Annotated in this window: 18 protein-coding genes; 6 read left to right on the forward strand and 12 right to left on the reverse strand. The window is 67.3% G+C overall.

Going from position 1 to position 21,119, the window contains the following annotated elements; all coding sequences use genetic code 11:
* Positions 1 to 26 precede the first annotated feature (26 nt).
* The gene (locus ACQ859_RS16245) at positions 27 to 233 is read left to right on the forward strand and encodes a hypothetical protein (protein ID WP_431261811.1); all 207 of its coding nucleotides are present in this window, start codon (positions 27 to 29) and stop codon (positions 231 to 233) included.
* Entirely contained in the window at positions 233 to 1,933 is a 1,701-nt protein-coding gene (locus tag ACQ859_RS16250; RefSeq protein ID WP_431266573.1) for an ATP-binding protein, read from the forward strand. The genes ACQ859_RS16245 and ACQ859_RS16250 overlap by 1 nt, the downstream gene beginning before the upstream one ends.
* Before the next feature lie 111 nt (positions 1,934 to 2,044).
* Here the strand turns inward: ACQ859_RS16250 and ACQ859_RS16255 are convergent, their stop codons facing one another.
* Positions 2,045 to 2,281 (reverse strand): hypothetical protein, encoded by a 237-nt coding sequence (locus ACQ859_RS16255; protein ID WP_431261812.1) that lies wholly within the window; start codon positions 2,279 to 2,281, stop codon positions 2,045 to 2,047.
* A 377-nt stretch (positions 2,282 to 2,658) separates the two neighbouring features.
* Entirely contained in the window at positions 2,659 to 4,779 is a 2,121-nt protein-coding gene (locus ACQ859_RS16260) for a prolyl oligopeptidase family serine peptidase (RefSeq protein ID WP_431261813.1), read from the reverse strand.
* Between the two features lie 83 nt (positions 4,780 to 4,862).
* Between ACQ859_RS16260 and ACQ859_RS16265 the strand changes: the two genes are divergently transcribed.
* Positions 4,863 to 5,129: a hypothetical protein gene (locus ACQ859_RS16265; protein WP_431261814.1), complete on the forward strand. Its 267-nt coding sequence runs from the start codon at positions 4,863 to 4,865 to the stop codon at positions 5,127 to 5,129.
* Between the two features lie 1,223 nt (positions 5,130 to 6,352).
* Here ACQ859_RS16265 and ACQ859_RS16270 read toward each other — a convergent pair.
* The 6 genes from ACQ859_RS16270 to ACQ859_RS16295 all read right to left on the reverse strand — a co-directional run bounded on the left by ACQ859_RS16270 (position 6,353) and on the right by ACQ859_RS16295 (position 12,987).
* Positions 6,353 to 6,760, reverse strand: a complete 408-nt coding sequence (locus tag ACQ859_RS16270) for a hypothetical protein (protein WP_431261815.1) — start codon at positions 6,758 to 6,760, stop codon at positions 6,353 to 6,355.
* 68 nt (positions 6,761 to 6,828) lie between these two features.
* Positions 6,829 to 7,476, reverse strand: coding sequence for a DUF4400 domain-containing protein (locus ACQ859_RS16275; RefSeq protein ID WP_431261816.1), 648 nt, complete (start codon positions 7,474 to 7,476; stop codon positions 6,829 to 6,831).
* A gap of 211 nt (positions 7,477 to 7,687) precedes the next feature.
* A complete protein-coding gene (traD, locus tag ACQ859_RS16280; RefSeq protein ID WP_431261817.1) occupies positions 7,688 to 9,586 on the reverse strand; it encodes a conjugative transfer system coupling protein TraD in 1,899 nt (632 codons plus the stop codon).
* A 1-nt stretch (position 9,587) separates the two neighbouring features.
* Positions 9,588 to 11,816, reverse strand: coding sequence for a MobH family relaxase (gene mobH / locus ACQ859_RS16285; RefSeq protein ID WP_431261818.1), 2,229 nt, complete (start codon positions 11,814 to 11,816; stop codon positions 9,588 to 9,590).
* Positions 11,817 to 11,973: 157 nt separating this feature from the next.
* Positions 11,974 to 12,594: a FlhC family transcriptional regulator gene (locus ACQ859_RS16290; RefSeq protein ID WP_431261819.1), complete on the reverse strand. Its 621-nt coding sequence runs from the start codon at positions 12,592 to 12,594 to the stop codon at positions 11,974 to 11,976.
* 24 nt (positions 12,595 to 12,618) lie between these two features.
* A complete protein-coding gene (locus ACQ859_RS16295) occupies positions 12,619 to 12,987 on the reverse strand; it encodes a hypothetical protein (protein WP_431261820.1) in 369 nt (122 codons plus the stop codon).
* A 419-nt stretch (positions 12,988 to 13,406) separates the two neighbouring features.
* Between ACQ859_RS16295 and ACQ859_RS16300 the strand changes: the two genes are divergently transcribed.
* Entirely contained in the window at positions 13,407 to 14,324 is a 918-nt protein-coding gene (locus ACQ859_RS16300) for a S24 family peptidase (RefSeq protein WP_431261821.1), read from the forward strand.
* Between the two features lie 373 nt (positions 14,325 to 14,697).
* The gene (locus ACQ859_RS16305) at positions 14,698 to 14,907 is read left to right on the forward strand and encodes a hypothetical protein (protein ID WP_431261822.1); all 210 of its coding nucleotides are present in this window, start codon (positions 14,698 to 14,700) and stop codon (positions 14,905 to 14,907) included.
* A gap of 106 nt (positions 14,908 to 15,013) precedes the next feature.
* Here ACQ859_RS16305 and ACQ859_RS16310 read toward each other — a convergent pair whose 3' ends face one another.
* The 4 genes from ACQ859_RS16310 to ACQ859_RS16325 all read right to left on the reverse strand — a co-directional run bounded on the left by ACQ859_RS16310 (position 15,014) and on the right by ACQ859_RS16325 (position 18,965).
* Complete coding sequence (locus ACQ859_RS16310; protein ID WP_431261823.1) at positions 15,014 to 16,087, reverse strand: DUF932 domain-containing protein; 1,074 nt, start codon at positions 16,085 to 16,087, stop codon at positions 15,014 to 15,016.
* Positions 16,088 to 16,589: 502 nt separating this feature from the next.
* Positions 16,590 to 17,594 carry a DUF7146 domain-containing protein gene (locus ACQ859_RS16315; protein ID WP_431261824.1) on the reverse strand — a complete coding sequence of 335 codons (1,005 nt, stop codon included), beginning with the start codon at positions 17,592 to 17,594 and terminating at the stop codon, positions 16,590 to 16,592.
* Positions 17,595 to 17,597: 3 nt separating this feature from the next.
* Positions 17,598 to 18,092: a hypothetical protein gene (locus ACQ859_RS16320; protein WP_431261825.1), complete on the reverse strand. Its 495-nt coding sequence runs from the start codon at positions 18,090 to 18,092 to the stop codon at positions 17,598 to 17,600.
* Between the two features lie 240 nt (positions 18,093 to 18,332).
* Positions 18,333 to 18,965 carry a hypothetical protein gene (locus ACQ859_RS16325; protein ID WP_431261826.1) on the reverse strand — a complete coding sequence of 211 codons (633 nt, stop codon included), beginning with the start codon at positions 18,963 to 18,965 and terminating at the stop codon, positions 18,333 to 18,335.
* 506 nt (positions 18,966 to 19,471) lie between these two features.
* Here ACQ859_RS16325 and ACQ859_RS16330 point away from each other — a divergent pair.
* Entirely contained in the window at positions 19,472 to 20,578 is a 1,107-nt protein-coding gene (locus ACQ859_RS16330) for a DUF1845 domain-containing protein (RefSeq protein ID WP_431261827.1), read from the forward strand.
* The last annotated feature ends 541 nt before the right edge of the window (positions 20,579 to 21,119 follow it).

Here is a 21,119-nt window from a genome sequence, read left to right on the forward strand (position 1 = left end):
GGCAGTCGATGACGCCGGGCGCCTTGATGCAAGAGACGCTCGGGTCGCCGACCAAGCCGACCAAGCCGATCACGCCGACCAAGCCGACCAAGCCGAAGACGACCACGCCGACGACGCCGAAGACGCCGTCGGAGTCGCCCCACACCGCGAGCACCCTCAACGCGGCTTCCCCGCCCGGCCAATGCGCGTGGCGATACTGGCGCCAACTGGAGCGGACACGCGCAACGCCGTGATGCTGCTGGCGGAGGCTGGCTTGCAGATGGTGGTGATGGGCTCGGTTGGTGAGTTGGCGGAGCGGGTGGCTGAGCGGGTGGCTGAGCGGGTGGCGGGCGGGCTGTCGGAGGCGCCGGCGCGTGAGCAGGCGCGCCACGCCGATCAGGGCCCCCTGGGCGCTGTGCTCATCACGACCGAGGCCCTGGCGCACCCGGCGCTCGCTGCGCTGCGCGCGGCACTGGCGGCTCAGCCCATCTGGTCCGATCTTCCCCTGGTGTTGCTGATGCCGCAGCGCTCGGCTGCGCTGCGCCAGAGCGTGCTGCCCGAACTCGTGGCGGAGCTGGGCGGCAATACCCTCGTGCTGGAGCGTCCACTGAGCCGTGCGTCGCTCGTCAGCGCGGTGCATTCGGCTCTACGGGCGCGCGAGCGTCAGTTCCAGTTGCGCGACCGCATGGACGAGCTGGCGACGGCGCGCGAAACCATCGCGCAGGCTGCGAACTCGCTGGAGACGCTTGTCCATCTGCGCACCGCGGAGCGCGACGAGATCCAGGACCGGCTGCGCCAGAGTCAGAAGATGGAGGCACTGGGGCAACTGGTCGGGGGGATCGCGCACGACTTCAACAACATGCTGCAGGGGATCAGCGGCTCGTTGGACGTGCTGAACAAACGCGTTGCGACCGGCAGCACCGAAGGCATGCAGCGCGCCATCGACAGCGGCCGACGATCCGCGGATCGGGCTGCGGCGCTGGTGCAGCGGCTCTTGGCTTTCGCTCGGCGCCAGCCATTGAAAACTTCGGCGGTGCCGTTGAACCAGTTGGTGACGTCGATGCGGGACCTCCTGCGGCAGTCCCTGGGAGACACGATCGTGCTGGCGCTGGATCTCGACCCGACCACGCCGCGGGCCAGTTGCGATCCCAATCAACTGGAGAACGCGATCCTCAACCTGGTGATCAATGCGCGTGACGCGATGCCCCAGGGCGGCACGGTGACCGTGCGGACCTCCACCGTCGATGCGCTGGTGGACACCACCTCCGGCGCACCCCTGGACATGGGGGAAGCGTCGGCGGCACGGTCGCGCGACGGCGGGTATTCAATCGTGGAGGTGGAGGACACCGGCACGGGGATGCCCGCGGAGGTCCGCATGCGGGCGTTCGACCCCTTCTTCACCACCAAGCCAATGGGAAAAGGGACGGGCCTGGGCTTGTCCATGATCTACGGGTTCGCCAAGCAGTCGGGCGGCGCCTGCGACATCCAGTCCGAGCCGGGGCGGGGCACCCGCGTGCGTCTGATCCTGCCCGCGGCGCCAAGCAGCGACGGCGAACGCGAGGTGGTCCCTGCTGCCGCATCGCGCCCATCGCCGCGGCGCGGCAGGCTTCTCGTGGTGGAGGATGACGACGTCGTCCGCGGTCTGGTCGTCGAGGCGCTGCAGGACCTGGGCTTCGAGGTGCATCAGGCGGCGGACGGCGCGGTGGCCATGCGCATGCTCGACGGGCCGTTGGATTTGCTGGTGACCGACATCGGCCTGCCGGGAGCGAGCGGGGTGGAGGTGGCCGAGTCGGCGAGACGCAATCATCCGCAGATGCCCGTGCTGTTCATGACGGGATACAACCGGGAGGGCGCTGGAACAGCCCCCGTGCTCGGCGCAGGCATGTCGCTCATTAGCAAGCCCTTTGACATGGCCGTGCTTGCGGCGCGCGTGAGCGAGATGGTCAGCCAGTGAGTCCCTCTGGCGGCACGTGCTGCCAGTGAGTCCGCCCGGGCAGCACGTGCCGCCGAACCGCTGCTGGGGACCGTTTCGAGGCGCGTCAGGTTGGATGGAGGACGCGCCGCTTCACGACCACCATTGCTGGGGGCTTGAGCCGCTGCAGGGTGCCTGCTCGGGATGCTCGCCACGGATCGGGTCGAATGCGCCAGGACAGGGACCGCGTTGCGCGCCGTCGTTGGGCGCCGCGGTGGATGCGGTGTCGTGGTCGCGAACGGCAACAACGGCGTCGGCAGCTGCCGATGTCGCTGCCGATGTCGATGTCGATGTCGATGTCGGGACGGTGGCGGTGGCGGTGGCGGTCATGGAAACTCCTGGTGGAGACGATGGAACGCTGCGCGCTCGTGGAACGGGTCCGGACCGGCAAGCCCGTGGCGGCTTCGCAACTTGAAGCTTCGCGCGTGAAGCTTCGCAGTCATGGGTCTAAGACGACCAGCCACCAGCCAGCATCGCCTCGGCGTGCCAGGCGCTGAACGGCCGCGTGCAGAGCGTACGGCCATGTCTTGATTGGCAAGTGCGATACCTGTGGCAGTACGTCAGCGTCATCGCCCGTGCCGGGTCGCTGCACCTCTGGACGCGTCGTGCCGTCGTGCGACACCGACCTGCCGACTCCTGCAGATGCGCAGACCATGTCACCCCCGCAGGGATCGAGGCACTCGTCGCTGCACCGTCGGGCTCACTCCTCAGGAGCGATGCAGGCTCGCAAGCGGCGCGTCTGCCGGATCGGATCCAGCAGGCGGCACCGGCAGCGGCTCCTCGACCCAGCGCGTGAGCCAGGCGACGATGCGCCCATGCGCGTCAATGCGGTGCGACGGTCTCCCTTGTCCCAGCAGGTGGTGATCTCCCTGCGGGTACAGCACCAGTTCACTCACGGTGCCCGAACGCCGCAGCTTCACGAACATCTCCTCGGACTGGCACTTGGGGCACCGCTCGTCGTCCTTGCCCTGCAAAAACAGCGTGGGCGTGCGGCTGCGGCTGATATGTGCCATGGGCGACAGCTCGATCATCAGCTCGCGGTCCGTCTCAGGCTTGCCCTCCATCGAATAGGGATCGGCGTAGTAGCCGCTGTCGGAGGTGCCGTAATGGGTCTCGAGATTGCCGACGGGGGCGTTGACCAGGGCTGCGCGGAAGTCGCTGCAATTGCCGGTGGCGTAGGCGCTGAAATAGCCCCCATAGGACGACCCCGCGATGGCGACACGCCCGTCCGCGAGCCCCTCGCGTCGGAGCGCGGCGAGGGCCGAGCGATATTGCGGGAGATCAAGCCTGCCCCAGTTGCGCCGCAACCGTTGGCTGAAAGGCCGCCCATAGCTGGCTGAGCCCACGGCGTTCAACGCCAGTACCGTCCATCCCTGACTGGCGAGCACCTGCCAGTACGGGTTGCTCGCGTACTTGAGCATCACGTAGCTAGCCGGACCGCCATGCACGTCCATCAGAAGGGGAGCGGGCTCTAAGGGTTCTAAGGGCTCTGAGGGCTGTAACGGCGCGGACGGCTCGGAGCGCGCGACTGACACTGCGGACGAGTCGGACGTGCGGGGCTGCGCGCGTCGGAGCAGCCACCCCTCGATCTCTTCCTCGCCTCCATCGCCATCTGGCACGGTGAAGCGGCGTCGCTCGGTCACCAGCGCCAGCCGTTCGCGCCACCAGGCGTTGAAATCGGTCAGGCGCCGCTTCGCGCTTCCGTCGAGATCGCAGCGGTGGACCTCGATGGGATGGTCGATCCCCTCTTCGGCGAAAACCATGGCTTCACGGGCCACCATGGCGGATACGTGCCCGGCTGCGGGCTCCACCAACGGCGTGACAGTCCCGTGCTTCATGTCGATGGCCACGATCCGCTGGACGCCGCGCCAGGCCTGGACCGCGCGAAGCAGAGGTCCCCGCGCGTCCCAGAACAGGTCGTTCCCGACCAGTTCCAGATCGTCGTCCCCCACCTGCCGCAGGACCCCACTGGATACTTCCACCTGCCACAGTCTCATGATGGGGTCGCCGCCGTCCCTGGCGCCCATGAGCGCGATGACCTCGCCGTCGGGCGACCAGGCCGGGCAGCAGGCGGTGGCAATGGTGTTGGTCAGCCGGCGAGCGGAGGGAAACGCACGCGGCTTGTCGCCCAGGTCGAGGATCCACAAGTCCTTGCAATGCGAATCGCGTTCGTCTTCCCGGTTGCGGATGATTGCCAGACGTGAGCCGTCTGGCGACCAGCAACACTGTCCGACGTCGAAATCGCCCCGCGTGAGCGGCGTGGTCGTACCGCTGTCGATGTCGTACAGCACTAGCTGCAAACGGGCGCCCAGGGTGTACCCCGCGCCATCCATCTTGTACGGCAACCGCCAGACCACCTCCGGGGACGTGGGCGGGGCGAGGGGACGCGCCAGATCGATCTTTTGCGCCCCGCTCGCACGTTCATCCGGATCGACATTGACGGCGCACAGCACTGCCAGATGTCGGCCGCCCGGATGCCATGCCATGTCCACGACGGTGGACGCGAAGCGCGTGAGCTGACGGGCTTCACCGCCCTGGTGGTCAATCAGATAGATCTGCGCCGCGCCGCCATGCCTGTTGCTCAAGAAGGCGATCCGCTCGCCCTGGGGCGACCATCGCGGCCGGATATTGCGGCCCGGCGCGAACGTCAGCCGGCTGAGCGGGCGTCCGTCCATGGGCAGGAGCCACAGGTGGGACTGGTAGGCGTCGTCGTCACGCTCAACGGTCTTCAACTCACAAACGGCGATGTCCCCGCCGGGGCGCAAGTCCAGGTGTTCCACCCGCTGTTCCTTGAAGAGATCCTCGGGAGTGAAGGCGGCGCCGGGCATGGAGGGGCTCCAATTGAACAGGGCGGCCCTTCCAGCCGGCCCTTCGGTGAGTCAGTGGCATTCGACGCGCTTGGCGCTTGTTAATGGCCGCCTTGGCGTTGCTGGTCCTGGTGACGTTGCAGTTCCGGGCCCTGCCGACCCTGTCCCGGCTGACGCTGCTGGTCTTGCTGACCTTGATGGCGCAGCTGTTGGCTTGGCCAATTCTGTTGACCCTGCTGCGCCTGCTGCGCCTGTGGACGCTGTGGATGCTGTTGATGCTGTGTACGCTGCTGTTCCTGGAACTGCCGGCCCTCTTGACCTTGCTGGTTCCGACTTTGATTGGCTTGCTGCGTCATGGTGTTGTCTCCTGAACGGACTGCAGTGGCACGTGCCCACCCCTGCGTCATTGCAATCACCGTGCCCTGCGACGCTCGCGCGCGTGGGAAGCAAACCCGCCGTACGAACGGGCATGGCGGGGCGTAGAGGAACGCCAGCAGAACATCGATGGCGCACTATCGAACTCAATGTGAGAAGGGTGCCGGCAACTGCTGCACGGCTTGCTTTCAAGGTAGAAATTGCTTCATCGCGTAACGGACGAGTTCTACGCGGCGTCCCATGAACTGCGGAGGGCGCGCTTGGCATCTGGCCGCCGGGTCGCGTTCGTCACCGGCGAGTAAGTTTGGCCGCGCATCAACACCAGCGCCGAGGGCGCTGTTGGCCCGGTAGTGCTGCGCTCGCCGCCGGAAGCTGGCTAGGTTGCGCGGACCATGGGCGATATCGCGCGGCTTGAAGATCACCTTGTCCTTGCGCGGGGGCCCCGCGCGGCGTCAGAGGTCGGCGCCCAAGGTCGGCGCCCAAGGTCGGCATCCAAGGCCCGATTCCGCATGATGAGCGTGCCCACGCCGCACGCGATCCGTGGGATGCGTCCGAGGCATGACGAACAGACGCCCGCGGCAGTTGCGCGCGGTAAGCCCAGCGCGCTCAGCAGACGACCTTGAGCGACCCGGGTCGCTGGGAATGGTGAGGCGGAGCGATCGCGGGAAGCGCGGGGAGCGCGGCGAGCGCGGTGAGCGCGGTGAGCGAGGGGAAAGCGGGGACGGGGAGAGGGTGGTCCCGGTCGGGTGTCGCCGATGCCCCCTGCGGCGACTCTCCCGGAGATGCGTCGAGCAGCAAAGAAAACCCCTGGTCCGATGAAGGGCCAGGGGTTGGAAAGGCATCACCCACCTGGGCGGCCTCCTGCCCAGGGGAAAGCAGGGAGAGTCACGTAGACGCAACAGAACTCAAGACGGAGTGTGCCCACGCAGCCGGCGTGGCGGTAGCGGTGAAGAGACCGTCAGAGTGACAGGGATCCACCACCGACACGTGGGCGTTCGCCCTTCACCGTTTCGAACAATCCGCGACGACGGCGTTCATGGAGACATGGAGATTGGCAATTTGCTCGACCGCTCCACCGCTCAACCGCTACACCGCACGATCACTCGGCCGAGCCGTTCACTCGCTTTTGACGCGACAAGGGATGCCCAAGGTCCTTGAGTTACCGGCATTAAGCCAACGCCCACGACGCCCTTTGTCCGGCGCAGGGGGCGCTGCTTGGTCAGGCGCTTTTCAAGGCTCGCCGCGTCATTGCGTCGAGGGCGCGCTGCAGTTCGTCGCGCCGTTGAGGCTCCTCGCGCATCGCACGCCTCAGCACCGCTTCAGCTTGCTCCGGACGTCCGTGCTGGCGGAGCACCCGGGCGGCCTGCACGGGGTCGAGACGGTGGAGCTCGATCGGGAAAACGCCGCTTGAGCGACGGAAAAATGTCTGGTGAAAGTCCACCCCCATTGACACCAGACCGATCGCCGTGAAGGCGCCGAACCCGACACGCTCCGCCACTGTCAGCGTTGAGGCGAAGACCAGCCACACAGCAGGGGTGCGCAGGAGCCCGATCGCCATCGGCAACCCGAGCAGCAGATGCCAGCGGCGGCGCACTCGAGGGATGGCCAGCAGCAGGCCAGCCAACATCACCGCCGCGCCCGCGACTTGCGTGCGCGCCCGACGTGTTGGCGGCCGACGTGACCCCCGGTGCCGCCTCAGAACGGGCGACGGTGGAAGTGCGAAACCGCTCGCGCAACGAGCGCCGCGATTGCGATAGGCACGACCGCCCACATGAACGGCGGAAGGTTGCCGGGCCAGACCATCGCCACGACGCTGGCGCACAGCACGAGGATGGCCAAGCTGGCGAACAGAGCGAAGCGCTCCGGGTCGTGATGTCGGAACTCCTTGGCCTTGCGGGAACGCTCCAGCAATGCGTCCAGAACCAGGGCGAGCGCCACCACCCACGTCCGCGGCCACCATTCCAGCAGGGCCGCGAACCTGTACTGCGCCAACACGAGCAAGGCGTCGATCGAGCGGAAGTAGGGGTTGTCGAAGAGGCGCGCGTTGACGCGCGCCATCTCCCGCGCCACGGCGGGAGCCACGGCGGGAGCCACGGCGGACGCGGCGGCCGGCGCCGGTGCGTCGGCGATGGAGGGCACGGGGGAGTGGACGCGGGCATGGCCCTGCAGAGTCAACGCCCTGTCCAGGATGCGGTCAGCGATCGCGATACCCCACAACGCCGCGTTGCCATCATGCTCCAGGCGCAACCGCTCAAGGAAGTGCTGCGGTGGGCGGGACGAGGGCAGGTACAGCACCAGAAGCAGTACGGTGACGAGGCAGGTGACGGTGACAGCGCGGATCATGGGGCGGGCGTGGGTGATCGTCGGAAGTCTTTCGACGGGGGCGGTGGTCGGGCGCGTACACGGGCGCGTACACGGGCGCGTACATGGGCACGTACACGGGCACGTACACGGGCGCTACATGGGCGCTACTTCGGTACTACTCAGGCGCTACTCGGGCGCTGGTCGGGCGTTGGTCGGGCGCTGCTCTGTGTGTGCCGCGCCGCGAGCGATATCACGGCTTGGGCGCATGGCTCCCCTCGAGGTCCGGGTCGATGATCTGGAATCTGCCCTTGATCCTGCGGCCTCCCGAGATGGAGGCGAAGTAGTGCAGGTTGGGCAGCTTGCCCAGGATGTCGGCGGGCACCGCTTCTTCGAAGCTCTCGGCGAGTTGCGTGGAGTACGTCGACGAGAAGTCGCCCAGGTGCACGTCGGCGCCATGACTCATGCCCACGCGCACTGAATGGATGGCCGTGCGGCCGAAGGTCTCGACGACGAACTCCTGCGTCGGGCCATCCTTGGTTCGCAGCGCGATGAGGTTGTTCAGGTTGCCCAGCACCATGCGCGCGGCGTCCTGGCTGCCCAGGCGGCGCGCGAGATCGGCCAGCGTCTGCATCGCGCAGGTCGTGTGGATGCCGCCCTCGGCCCCCTTGTTGAGGATCTCGATGAGGGGCAGGTTGATGACGTTGGAGACTTCGTCGACGAACAGCGCGATGCGCCGGTGGGCGCCGAGGTTGTAGCGCATGCCCGCGCGCGCCGCCAGGTCCGCCAGCGCCAGGGCGCCGATGGCGGAGGCGACCGACGGGTCGGGCAGGGCGTCCACGCACAGGTAAAGCACGTGCCCGGCCTGCTCGATCTTCTCCAGGTTCATGATGGGGCGCGTGTCCGCGGCGTCGAACGGGTCGGGCGAGAGCGTGCGCCCGAGGTCGCCCGAGGTGAGCATGGACAGCACCGGCAGCAGGTTCGCGGTGATCTTCTGGTAGTGCTCGCGGTCGTGGCGAAAGGTGCGCACCTGCGCGTCGATGGTCTTGGTGCGCTGGGCCTCGGGCACGTGCAGTTCATAGAAGGACACGAGTGCCATCAGCTCCGCGGTCGTGGCCTCGGACGGCCGGCGCTGGCCGGTGCGCTGAGGTTCCTGCAGCAGTCGACGCATGTCGGGCGTCTCACGCCAGCCTGCGCCCAGCAGCGTGGCGTAGTGCCGGCGCAGGGTGGCCAGCAAGATGGGTTCGATGCCTCCTTCGATGTAGCGGGTGAGCCGCAGCAGGTTGGGCCGCTCCTCCAGTTCCACGAGGCCTTGCACGACGACGTTGACGGCGTCCCAGCCGAAGGCGCTGAACGCGCCAGCCGTGTCGGGCGGCATGATGGCCTGGATCCGTGAGGACACTTCGGTGGGTTTTTGCCAATTGAAGGTGAAGTCCAGCCGCACGCCTTTTTCCGGAAAGGCGGGATGGAACTCCAGGAAGGTGTCGGGGTCGCGGTAACGCTCGCATGCCCACTGGACGACACGACGCAGCCGGTGGCTGTTCTTGGGGTCGATCACGATGACGACGTCGCCTCGGCGAACCGCCTGGGTGATGAGCGTGGCGAGCGCGACACCCTTGCCGGACTGGGTCGTGCCGACGAGCAGCGTGCCGCCTTCGAAGTTCTGCAAGGGGCGGGACACGGCCGCTTCCTGCGGTTCGACGCCGTGGATGTAGGGCAGGCCGATCTCCGCGTCGGGTTGCGGGTCGGCGCGGTATCCGAGGAGGGTGAGCAGCACCGGCGACACCAGATGGTCCCGGTAGTCGATCTTGGCGAGCTCGTACAGGCGCTGGGAATGGACGGGCTGCCACTCAAACCCCTGGCCCAGATAGACGCTCTTGAGGTCACCGGTGACCCGCTCCACCTCGCGAGGGCCGATGACCTGCATGGCGCGCCCGGTCAGGCACGCGCGCACGACCAGCATGCGCAGTGCCTGCGTGCCCCTGAGCCACGCGGCGCACAGGCAGCCCAGACCCATCGGGGCGGCCAGGAGGCCGGGGAGCCGCCCGGAGGCGGTCTGGATGAGGATGAGCACGAACGCAAGCGTCCACACCAGCGCGGCATAGCCTTCATAGGCGCGCCGCCAGGGCATCTCGTAGCGACGCGCCAACATCTCAGTCCGCCTCGTTGGGGTTGGCGTTCCAGAGCCGGCCGTACGAGGCGTTTGACATGTCCGACACCGCTGTCACGTCCACGGCGTCCGAACGCTCGGCCTCCTCCATCGCATTGACGCCGTCGATCTGGTTGCTCTGGGTGTTTGGGGCGGTTTGGCCGATATGTCCGGTTCGAACGTCCTGGGCGACATGGGCGACCTGGGCGACCTGGGCGACATGGGTGACCTGGACACTCTGGGTCACCTCGTCGTTCCTGTCGTCCAAGCCGGCATCCACTGTATGGCCGGTCCGATTGGTCGACTCCTCGCCGCCCCGAGCGTGCGGCAGGCCGTCGAGGAATGACCGGGCGATCACGAGCCCGCGGATCTCTTGATCGCCAACGCGCAGGAGCACCGTGGGGCCAGTGGACGTCTGGCCCGCATGGAGCATGCCCGCATCGCCCAGGGCGCGCAGGGCGACGGGGGCCGGGACACCGCGCGCAGCCAGCGCGTCCAACGCGATGAACAGACCCGTGTCGACGACTTGGACTGTCCCGTCCATTCGGTCCGTTCGGTCCGTTCCGTCCGTTCGGTCCGTTTCATCCGTTCCGTGCGCGAGCCGTGAGCTCAGCGCGGCGAGCAGGGAGTCAACGACCTCGCGGACGGCCGGGGCCAGGCGCATCGGCGCTTTCAGCACAAGTTCCTTCGCGATGGGCCGCGGAGATGGCGCTTGCAACGGTGACCGGGCCGGGGCCGGAGTCGGCGGCGAAGGAGGCACCGCAACAGGAGGAGACCGCGGGTGGCTTGGGGCCGCGCCGACGCTCTGAGATTCCCGGCCCAGCGTGAGCGGGAGTTCCAGTTGCGATGGGGGATAGGACGGCGGATAGGACGGGGGAAGGGACGGGGGAGGGAACGACGTTTGGAGCGGGGAATTTGATGATGCGGTCGATGGCGAGTCCAGCGGCGAGTGCAGCGGCGAGTCGAGGGGTGCGCCGGGCTGGAGCGGAGAGCCAGGGCGTGCCGCAGCGGCGTCGGGTCGCGCGACGCGAGCGGTGACGACCGTTTGAACGCAGAGGGCTGTCGGCAATCTGCTCGGCCTGGGAGCGAGCCCGTCAAGCAGCAGCTCCGCCGCGCTGAACTTCACTGCCTCCACGGCGGCCCTCGATGTCGGCGGATTGATCGTCCACAGGCCCCCGCCGTCGCTGCGCGCTTGCAGCACTCCGGCGCGCATCAGGATCTCCTGCATCGTCTCGGCTGATCGAGGCATGCCGACCAACTGGTCCGCCTCAAGCAGTTTGCGCACGTCCGCGGCGGCCTGGGGCCAGACGATGAAGAGCCCGTCGGCGCCGAACCAGACCCGGGAACGCTCCGCATTGGGCTGCCAGGCCGGGTCCGTGGCGATCAGGCGTCGCAGCGCGGCGATCAGGTAGCGCTCGAGATGGTCGCCGAGGCGCGGTTGTCCGTCGCGCTCTGCGCTGGTCCGCAAAAAGCGGTCGATCACGAGCGCGGCCGACCGGCGCACCAGCTGATCCAGGATGTTGTTGTCGTGAGGGAGCGTCGACGACAGGCTCGCCATCAGATGCGGCACGATGACCGAGTTGCCCTCGTCCAGATGCTGCAGCGTCGCCGCGGGCACGATGTGGGGCAGGACGAACAGCGACAACACGGGATTCGCCGGCGCGTCCGGGCGCCACTTCAACAGGTAGCGGGCTATCTCGCCGTGTTGCATCCACGGCAGCAGGCCCACCATGTAGGCCGGCCACTCGCAGCCCCGCTCATCCGTCGCGGTCACGCGGCCGACGGTGCGGTGGATCTCGCCGCACAGTCCGCCGATGAAGGTCGCGAGCCGCCACCGGGGTTCCAGGTGCCGCCTTGTCGTGATCGTGGACCGACCGGAGAAGATGTGGGCGTCCGTTCCCTGCAACGCGAAGAACGCGGTCTCCAAGCCCAGCTGCAGCAATCCGCCCGGCATGTCGAAATAGTTGTTGGCGGTGGCGGGCAGCAGATGCACGAATGCCGCGTAGCGCCGCACGAGCGTCAGGACGTCCCGCTCGAAGGTCGCTCGATCGGCGCCAAAGCACATCTTGATGCGCCGGATCAGATCGACATGCGGGTCCAGGAGCGCTTCGAGGCTCACCGCGGAGAAGCTCGGAATCGGTCGCGGATAGACGACGGATGCCGCGCTGGACATCGAAGCGGGTATCGAGTCGAACATCGAGTCGGACGTGGAGTCAGACATGGAGGTGGACACGGCGTTGGACCCTGCGTTAGACCCTGCGTTAGACGCGGAACCAGACGTTGAGTAGGACATCGCATCGAGCGGAGAAAGGGGGCTAGACCGTTGTGCCGTCGCTGACCTAGGGTTGAATCAGCGGCGACGGGTGCGCTGCGCTCGCCATGGTTGTGGTTCACGCGGCCTGCTCGTCCAATCGGGTCCGCAGGATCAGGCTCCACTCCAGACACGACAGATCGGGCAGGGGCGCGCTGGGAAAATGGACCTGCACCCGCGGATCGTGGAAGTAGCGCGCCTTGAGTTTGCAAAAGGGGCAGTCGCTGCCGCTGCGCGAGGCCGCGCCGACGACGGTCAGGTAGCGACTGCTGCACGAGCCGCAGGTGTGCAGGGCCAAACCGGGTTCGGCCACCTCCCAGATGCCGTCGAGCTGCCGGGCCAGGTCGAATGCCCGGTCGAAGCTGATCCGCGGATGACTCCGGCACACCGCCAGGTAATGCCGGAAAGCGCCGGGCAGGGCGGGCGCAGCTTGGAAGCCCAGGTCCCGTAGTCGGCGATAGCCGCTCACGAAGATCGATGCCTCGCTGCGGTCCAGCAGGGTGCCGCTGTGGTACCACTCCGGCGTATTGGGCGGCCGGCCACGGATGGGAATGCGGCGATCGGCGCGCAGCAGGCAGACGATGGTTCTGGGGCTCAGTCCCGTGAGGATCTCGATCGTGCGCAGCCGCGCGCCCAGTGCCGCGCAGTCGCGGGCCAGTGCCAAATGATCGAGGTGTCGCTCAAACGGGTAGTCCGACATGGCGGTTCCTCACGGGCGTAGGGGCTAACGTTGTCCGAGCGGTGCGATCGCCTGGCCCGCCCGGGCCCCCCGGGCATCCGTGAACGCTCCCGCGCCGATCCGCGGGTGAACGGGCATCGGCGGATGCACCGCGACAAGGGGTGCGGCCAACGGCAGTGGACACCGCATCACCGAAAAGAGATCGGCGCGCGGGGTGAAAAGCGCTTGCGGTCCCACGTTGGCCACGACCGCGAGGATCTGCGTGGTGGTCAGGGCGGCCAGGTACCGTGCGTCCTCCTCGCGCAGTCCGAACTGCGCGCACGCTGTCATCACGTCGCGCGCCACGCTGTCGCGCATCGCCAGCAGCAGCGTGAGGTTGAACAGTTCGAGATCGGAGAACTGGATGGCAGCCATGGGACGCTTCCTCGGTGTGGCCTCTTGAGGCACAGTGAACCGCCGGAGATCGACCATCAGCCCGTTGAAGCCCTTGGTGTCCACGTGGTTCTCGGCGGCGAACGGCGCGTGACGGAGCTCAAGTTGCCGGAGTAGTCTATGCTCTCGAAATCGAGAAATCCAAGAGAAGTTGCTCCAGTGCGCCCGGTATGCGGCCCGAAGGCAACGGGTCGCCGGGTGTTTCGGGGTGGCGTCACGAGCCTAGGGTGGCGCGAGTCGCCCACGGTCACTGCCAAGCGCCTCTCATGGGCGTGAGGTCCACACGAAGGGTGAAGTCGGACATGACGAAGACCGCTCGGCAGCGCAGTCCGGTGTCAAAAAGGACGCGTGCGTCGGAGGCCGCGTCGGTTGTGACGCCGGCCCCGGCCGCGCCAGACGCAATGGCCGCTCTCCGCGCGTCTGTCGCCGAGGCGTCGACATCGACCTCCTCCTCCTCCTCTTCCTCCTCCTCAGACGCGCTGGCGATGGTGTTGCGAGCGCGCCTGTTGGAGCGGTTGAGCGATGCGAGGGTACCGGCCGGGCATGCGCAGGCCTTGCACCTCGCCGGGATCACTGGGCGGGCGTATCAGACGACTCGCCGCTGGATCGATGACGCGTCGCCAGGGCTTCCCGACCTGACGTCGTTTCGCATGCTGTGCGAGGGCGTCGACGCGGACGCCCAATGGCTGCTGGGCTTGACGGATGACAAGCGCTCGCTGCGGGAGGCCGTGGGCGCTGCGAGGACGTCCGGCGTCGCACGAGCGGCCGGGGCGCCCACTGTTCCCCGCGACGCCGTCGCCCTCGCTGCTCAGGACGGTGGCTCCACGACTGGCGCTTCGGCCGTTTCGCCCGCTTTGGCCACTACAGGCGCGAGCGGTACCGACGGGGCAGTCGCTGCGGATGAGGCTTCCCGTACGCCTGGCACGCTGCTATCGGAAAACGACGCGTGGCTGGAGGCGGTGTTCAGCAACGTCGGGCGGGAGATGTACGGTTGCCGCGCGCGGCGCATGCGTGGGGACGAGATGGAGCCGGAGATCGCCGACGGCGACACCATCTTCATCAATGCCACCGTCCGCAACTTCGATGGGCATGGCACCTACCTGGTCACCTGCGACGCGCAGGAACTGGTACGGCGCCTCGAGTACACGGTGGGTAAGGGGCTGGTCGTGAGTTGCGCCAACCCGCGTTACGAGCCCGCGGTCTTCCGCGACGCCGAGGAGATCCTCGCGCACGGCCTACGCATCATGGGGCGCATCGAGGGGGTCGTGCAGATCCGCAGGTTCTGGCGACTGCTCCCCGGGCGTGCTTCGGGCGACTGACTGCGGCACACCTCAGCAGGCGAGGTCCGCACCAGGAGCGCGCGGGCAATTGGCAATTGGCAATAGGCAATGGGCAGTTGGCAATCGGAAATCCGAAATCGGAAATCGGAAATCCGAAATTGGAAATCGGAAATCGGATATCGGATATTGGCCGCCGCTGACATGGGCGCTGATTCGCCGCGGCACGTCGCGCCCGAGTGTCTGCCACGGAAGTCTCCGTGCCTTCGTAGCTCAGTGCATCTGTGATTGCAGCGACAGGGACGCTTGCAAGGGGCGCTTAGAGCGCGCAGCATCGTTGATCCTGAGCGGGTGCGCGTTTGTGTACCGGCCCGCGAGCATCGTGATCAGCATGTCCACGCATCGGGGGAGTGCCATGCCGGCAGTCGACCTCATCCAGGAGTGGCAGCGCGCGGAGGAGAAGTTCTTTGCGGCATACCGAACGATCTACGCGAAGTTGCGGCGGGGCGCCTACGTCGACGCCGAGGAGCTGGCAGACCTTGCCGAGCTGTCTCGAGCGGCCCGCGCGCAACATCGCGACTATGTTGCGAGCGTCACTTGTGCGGACCCACCCGCCGTTCCATGAGGTATCGGCTGGCGTGCGTCGGCGCATTTCGTTGGACAGATTCGTGCGGGAAGGGGCCCCGCACCCCGGGCCGATGTGGCCTGGGGTGGGGAGCGAAGGACGGCCCTCAGGCGGCCGTGGCGAGGGTGGTCCAGTCGCGGTGGTTTAGCTCGACCAGCTTGCCGCCAAGCGCTTCGAACTCGGTGGCGCGGTCGTAGTCGTCGACCTCCTGGCTGAAGTGCGTGACGGCGTTGACCAGGCCGTAGCCGCTCAGGTCGCCCCCGCTGATCAGGTGGCGCAGCACGCCCGAGCGTTCGCCGTCGCTCAGATCGAACCGGTCGGCGAGCACCTCCACGGTCTTGACCGGGTCGCCCGTGAGGCGCACGCCCATCGTGCGCTGCAGCTTGTGCGCGCCTTCGAGGAAGGTCTTCTCCGACACGGTGGCCTGCACGACATCCCGGACCTTCAGGAAGAACGCGCGGTCGTCAGCGCGCAGCGTCTCCTCCTGGAAGATCCGCAGGGCGTCGTCGTCGCTGCCCAGTGCGCCGCCCAATGCGCGGCCCACGTGCGCCTTGCGCAGCGCGCGCTCGGGCACGATGAGTCCGTTGCTGCACAGCACACGGTACATCAGCGGCTGGACCGACAAGGTGCCCTGGCCGACCTCGGAGTTCGAAATCACGAGGCCTGCCTGGACGATGTCGCCGGCGGTCATCGTGTAGGCCAGCGGCGGCACCACCACCTTGAGGTACATCTTGGTGTCCGTGAGCTCCATGGACTCGAACCGCACGTCGGGCAGCGTCATCAGGATGGGGATCACCGCGTTGGCCAGGTCGTGGTTGTCCAGGCGCCGGTAGCGGTCGGACAGCACGGCACGCGCTTGGCCGTCGAGCGTTCGCACCATCTTGTGTCCCTCGTCGCACTGCAGCCAGGTGTTGACGTTGCGGTCCAGCAGTTGCGGCTGCTCCGAACGCATGCGCTCGAAGTAGGCGAAAGGGATGTTGAGCTTGGCCGCGAGTTGCCGGCGCGCGAGCTCGGTCACGGCGAAATCGCCGCCTCCCGGGTGATCGATGATCAGATGGGTGTCCCCGGCTTCCCGGGTCTCGTGGCGCATCAGGGAGGGATGCAGCACCAGGTCGCGCTTGCTCGAAAGCTGCCGCTCCAGTTCGCTGGCCAAGGCGACCAGGCTTCGTCCGTTACGCATGAGAGTCTCCAATCGACAGTGGTGCGGGACGCGACATCCCCCGTGGGGACAGCGCCCCAGGGGTGGTGAAAATCCGCGGCCTTGGCCGCTGGCGTATATGGCGCGAACGAGTCGCGCCTCCTTTCGATGCTGTCTTCGCCGGCGCACGACGTGGCCGGCCTGGTGTGACAGCGACCAGGGGAAGGCAGGAATGCCTGAAAACATCTGGGGCTCGCCTTGTCGATGAGCGCGTTGAACGCGTTGAGCGCGGTGCCCGCCGGCGCGGCGGGCCGGTCTCAGGGCGCTCATCGACAAGGCGAGTCGCGGCTTGTGACCGGACTCATCCTTCGCGGCATCGCCAGCGCGGGGGCGTTGACGGCGTCGCTCACGGGGCATGCGTCTCGCGTGCCCCTCCGCGGCGGTTGGCGGATGCGGCGGTTCGTGCGCCGCTCCTCAACGTTCGTTCTTCATCCGCCGCTTTTTATCTGCCGCTTTTTATCTGCCGCTCTTCATCTGCCACTCTTCATCTGCCACTCTTCATCTGCCGGACCACGCTCCACCACACATCGGCCCAGTCCGCACCGCGCTTGCGCGGGAGCACGACCTGAACGTCTCGCGTGGGGCCGTGGCGCGCCTCCTTGCGCAGCCGGCGTGCCAGCGCATAGGCGCTGGCTTCGCCGTCAAACCCGGCATCCGCGTCGTTGTCCCCGAAGATCAGCACCCGGCGGACGTGTGTCGGCAGCCAGAGCCGCTCCAGGTTGCCCGCGCTGAGGCCCGCCCAGACGGGCAGGTCCTTCAGCAGGTGCACGGCAAGCGCGGTCTCGATGCCCTCGGCCACGGCGAGCACCTCCCCGCCGGCGAAGAGCCGGATGGCAGCGCCGTTGATGCCCGTGGACAACACCTTCTTCGCGTCGGGCAGCGCTGAGCGCCGCCCGGCGTCGAGGTAGGTGCGGTGCAGCGCGACCAGCTCGCCGTCGGGCCCGTCGATGCGCGCCACCATGGCGGCGTACTCGCCGAGCCGCTGCGTCCTGCCGCTGTCGGCGCGGCCGTAATAGCCGAGCCGTGGATGGCATCGCAGCACGCCCGGGTACTCATCCAACCCCAGACCGCGGCTGCTCAGGTAGCGATCGACGGCGTCTCCGGCACGCACGGGGGCGCACTCGTCCCAGATGCGTCGCGCCAGCTTCGTCATGCGCGCAGCGGCCGGCTGCTCTTCGGAGCGCTTGGGAGCGCCGCCGACGCAGTCATGGACCTTGCGCAGGGTAGTGGCGAAGTCCCAGCCCAGCGCCGCCTGCAGCAGCTTGAAGCCGCCGCCAGGGCCGCAGTCCGGGTTGCGGCAGTGGTAGTTGCCTTCCTGGAAGCGATCGGTGTACTGGAACCGGTCCGTGCCGCCGCACAAGGGGCAGGGCATGTTCTTGCGACTGAGGATGCGCTCGTCCACGCCGAGGCATCGCAGGATCTCGTCCCAGCGGCCGTGCGCGCGAGTCTTGACGTCATCCACGCTCAGGGCGTAGTGCTCATCGGTCATGACTCACTCCTGCGGCGCGTGGTGCGGCCCGTTCTTCCTGTTGTCCTTCAGGGCGTTCCTCGGGGCGTGCTTCCTCTCGCTCGTCGGGTCGTTTCGCGATGGCGACGCCGTGGTGGATGGCCACTCGTCGCAATCTCCCTGGTTCGGGTCGCGGCTCAGACCGATCCACGTTGGCTGGGAGCTCAAGCCGCTGCAATCGGGGGGCGACGTGGGGCTGGAGGATGACGCTGGGCCGGGCGCGCGATCGGGGCCGGTGTCACGTGCGCTCGACGGCGCGGTTTCGAACGTTGTTTCTAGCGCGGTCTCACGGTCCGGTGGCGGCGCGTCTGTCGAAGCGTCTGTCGAAGCGTCTGTCGAAGCGCCGGCCACGTCGCCCTTGTGGCTGAGCAGGCGGCGCGAGGGACGCTCCGCCGGTTCTTCGCTGTCCAGGTGCCAGGCAATGCCGTAGGAAAGCAGCAGGCCGAGCACGAGGGAGAGGACGGCAACATAGGTCTTCATGTGGATCTCCTGTGCACCGTCGCTCGGAAGGGACGGTGTGGGTGGTTGAAAGCGGATCTAGTGGCAGCGGGTGGGCGCTGCCGGGATCCGCAGGTGCATCTCAGAGCGGTCGGCCAGGGTGCGACCGCGAGGGGCGGAAATGGCTGGGAGGGGCAGCGATGGACTCATCGAACTGCGCCCCATCGCCTGCACACCGGCAGCAACTCGGCGTCGATGGGCGTGGTCTGTATTCACGCCTGCTCAGGCGAACAGGTCGCCCTGGGCAGCGATCACCCTGACCTGTTCATTGATGCATTGCGGGTTTCGGGAGAGCTGGGCTTCGACCCACGCGGGGTTGTCGGCCAGCGCGTGGGCGACCCAATCCGGGTACCTCGTCAACGACTCCGTCAGCCAACGGCGGGCGTTGCTGGCGATGTGCTCACGGATGGACTCGCTGTCGACCCGCCCGCAAAACGCGATCGGTGACAGCGGGCTGCACCCGACCACGCGCAGGCAGCTCACGAAGGAGAAAGGCTGTGTGTCCTTGTCCGGCTCCGTGAAGATCCACCGTAGGGTGGACAGCTTTTCTTCGAGTGGCGCAGCCGGGTCGGCCAGGTGCCGCACGTCCTGCAGCAAGCGCCAGTGGAGGAGGACGATCTCCTCTTCGGTCCACTCGGTGCCCCCTTGAGCGCCGCCATGGCGGTGATCGCCCGCAAACTCGTTGGGCTCTTCGAGCTCGTCTGGATCGTCACCTTCCAGGTACCTGGCAGGTATCGAACGCCCGCGGCGGATGGCGTGTATGCGCAGACGATATGCCGTGCCGCCCTGTAGGGACGGTGGGGACGGTGGGGTCGTCGGGGACGGCTGATGGTTGGTTGAGATGCGTTGCCGCATGGCGGCCTCCATGAAAAAACGGAGGCGCTCCGACCCTCAGGGGCGCAGGCCCCACGGGGTTGAATGTCTCGGCGATCGCCGAGCGAGGAGGGGGTCGCGAGACCCGGGCTGGCTTTGGACGGCGAGGTGTCGCTGTCTTCGGTGTGCCAACTACCGACGGGAAAACATGGCCGAAGCGGAGCCGCTGCGCTGCGCTCAAAGTCGATGCGTGCGTCTCATCAGCCGCCGATCTGGGCCCTGTGTGCCGGGTCATCGCTTGGAAGCGAACGGGGAGGGCCGCCCCATGCTCAAAGTCCGCGCCGGGAGACGAGCGTCTTGTGACGCTTATCAGCGGCGCGGGCCAGCCGTTGAATTCAAGTTAGACACTCCGGGCCGGGACGTCAATTGCGGGGCCGGTGACGGCGCGGGCTGCCGGTGAATTCAACGCGAGAGCTCGGCGATTTCGGGTGGTGGCGGGGTGGGGCGGTGCACAAGATCACCGCCAGATCCGACACATGGAGGCACCGATGGCCGACAGCACGATCGTGAAGACCGACCAGGGCGGCGTGAACGAACGCATCCTGGCCCGGGAGGCCAAGGCGGACTTCCGCCGCGTGGAAGCCGCGAGCCTCAAGATGCGCACCCACCTCACGAGCGCGGAGGCCAAGCGGCTGTTCGTGCGGATGTTCAATACCTTGCAGCTCAACGCGCACTTCATCTCGGTGATCGCGCGCACGCGGCTGGAGCACCGCGAGATCGAGGCCGTGGAGGAGACGCTCCGCAAGGAGATCGACGCGGCCAAGGAGACCCTGGGGCAAGCCATCGATGGGGCGGAGGCGCTGTTCCAGGTGAACGGCATCAGCAGTTTCGCCAGCTACGACACGCAGCCCCTGGAGATCGAAGTCGGGATCCTGTCGTCCGCCGGACGCCGCTACCTGGAAGTGCTCGACCAGTTCGACCAGTTGATGCCCCTGCTGCAGACGCTGGAGATCCACGAGGTGATCACCACGAAGACCCTGGACATCCAACGAGCTACGTTGAAGCGCCAGATCCGCAATATCGCGACGACCGCGCGTCGCTTGGCCACGGCGCTTCGCCGGCGGATGAACGCGCTCTCGGGTGGGATCGATGGCCCGGGCGGGGCCGGCAAGGTGCGTGGCGCGAGCAGCGCGCGCGTCGCCGGCTCGGGCGAAGGCGAGGCCGCTCGCGAGGCGCGGGAGGGGACCACGGTCGGGGAACTGGACGGGTTGGATGGGGTAGGCGCGGGCGAGGTACCCGGGGAGAGCTCGACAGGGACGGAATCTGTCGCCGGGGACAGTGCGCGGACCTCCACCCAGAACCGCGGCGAAAAGTTGGCCGGCGGACTTAGCGATCACGACGATCTTGGCGATCGTGCTGAAGTTGACAAGGTCGACGGTGGTGATCAGAACGCTAACGGTGGGTCTGGCGGTGAACCTCGCGATGAACCTGACGATCGTCCAGACACGGGTTTCTGGCACCGCAACACCGCCGTGGCGACTCCGGGTGCGCATCGCGTGCGGCGCAGCCTGGCGAGGGCGCCGACTTCGGATATGCCCTCTGCGCCGTTGAGTCCGGCCCTCCCCACGAGCTCCATTGATTCCGCTCCCCCTTAACGCTCGAACTGCAGGTGGAGAAGGCTGCAGCGGAGCGGGTGTCCGCCGATGATGTCCCCGCTGAAGACGATGAGTGAGGCAAGTTGACGAGGAGGCCTGTTAGCGCTGGACGACGTCGGGAGGCTTGGTTCGGACAAGCATCGCTCATCCCGACGCGGCGTCGAATGTTCAAGGGAGCATCCCATGTCACCTCGCCAAACGAATGTAGGTGAACGCACGTTTTGATAAATCGGAGTGGCGCGATGGGATGGACGTTTGCCATCTCCTCCTCACGTTCTATCCTGGATGGCAACGGCCACCGCCGAGGTCTTCCCTCGGCGAAAGGGCAGAGGTAGCTGGTCCTCTCACAGGCATTCCAGCCCCAAAGCATTTTTGCGAGGCGCGGTGACTCAGGAAGGCGCCCGCTGCCTGAGCTTCGCGAGGTACGCGAGGTACGTAAGTCTGGCGACGCTGGTCGCGCGTCACGTACTGCGGCCGACCGGCCCATTCCTACATGCCATGCCGCCCAGGGGACGTCGGCGGTGTGCAGTGCAGCTTGTCG

Source organism: Roseateles chitinivorans (assembly GCF_050632235.1).
In the GTDB taxonomy this organism is placed as follows: Bacteria; Pseudomonadota; Gammaproteobacteria; order Burkholderiales; family Burkholderiaceae_C; genus Roseateles; species Roseateles chitinivorans_A.

Excerpts from the sequence above, each read along its gene's own strand:
- ACQ859_RS16245 (WP_431261811.1), top strand. The coding sequence starts at position 27 with ATGCAAGAGACGCTCGGGTCGCCGACCAAGCCGACCAAGCCGATCACG.
- ACQ859_RS16250 (WP_431266573.1), top strand. The coding sequence starts at position 233 with ATGCTGCTGGCGGAGGCTGGCTTGCAGATGGTGGTGATGGGCTCGGTT.
- ACQ859_RS16255 (WP_431261812.1), bottom strand. The coding sequence starts at position 2,281 with ATGACCGCCACCGCCACCGCCACCGTCCCGACATCGACATCGACATCG.
- ACQ859_RS16260 (WP_431261813.1), bottom strand. The coding sequence starts at position 4,779 with ATGCCCGGCGCCGCCTTCACTCCCGAGGATCTCTTCAAGGAACAGCGG.
- ACQ859_RS16265 (WP_431261814.1), top strand. The coding sequence starts at position 4,863 with ATGGCCGCCTTGGCGTTGCTGGTCCTGGTGACGTTGCAGTTCCGGGCC.
- ACQ859_RS16270 (WP_431261815.1), bottom strand. The coding sequence starts at position 6,760 with ATGTTGGCTGGCCTGCTGCTGGCCATCCCTCGAGTGCGCCGCCGCTGG.
- ACQ859_RS16275 (WP_431261816.1), bottom strand. The coding sequence starts at position 7,476 with ATGATCCGCGCTGTCACCGTCACCTGCCTCGTCACCGTACTGCTTCTG.
- traD (WP_431261817.1), bottom strand. The coding sequence starts at position 9,586 with ATGTTGGCGCGTCGCTACGAGATGCCCTGGCGGCGCGCCTATGAAGGC.
- ACQ859_RS16290 (WP_431261819.1), bottom strand. The coding sequence starts at position 12,594 with ATGTCGGACTACCCGTTTGAGCGACACCTCGATCATTTGGCACTGGCC.
- ACQ859_RS16295 (WP_431261820.1), bottom strand. The coding sequence starts at position 12,987 with ATGGCTGCCATCCAGTTCTCCGATCTCGAACTGTTCAACCTCACGCTG.
- ACQ859_RS16300 (WP_431261821.1), top strand. The coding sequence starts at position 13,407 with ATGGCCGCTCTCCGCGCGTCTGTCGCCGAGGCGTCGACATCGACCTCC.
- ACQ859_RS16305 (WP_431261822.1), top strand. The coding sequence starts at position 14,698 with ATGCCGGCAGTCGACCTCATCCAGGAGTGGCAGCGCGCGGAGGAGAAG.
- ACQ859_RS16310 (WP_431261823.1), bottom strand. The coding sequence starts at position 16,087 with ATGCGTAACGGACGAAGCCTGGTCGCCTTGGCCAGCGAACTGGAGCGG.
- ACQ859_RS16315 (WP_431261824.1), bottom strand. The coding sequence starts at position 17,594 with ATGACCGATGAGCACTACGCCCTGAGCGTGGATGACGTCAAGACTCGC.
- ACQ859_RS16320 (WP_431261825.1), bottom strand. The coding sequence starts at position 18,092 with ATGAAGACCTATGTTGCCGTCCTCTCCCTCGTGCTCGGCCTGCTGCTT.
- ACQ859_RS16325 (WP_431261826.1), bottom strand. The coding sequence starts at position 18,965 with ATGCGGCAACGCATCTCAACCAACCATCAGCCGTCCCCGACGACCCCA.
- ACQ859_RS16330 (WP_431261827.1), top strand. The coding sequence starts at position 19,472 with ATGGCCGACAGCACGATCGTGAAGACCGACCAGGGCGGCGTGAACGAA.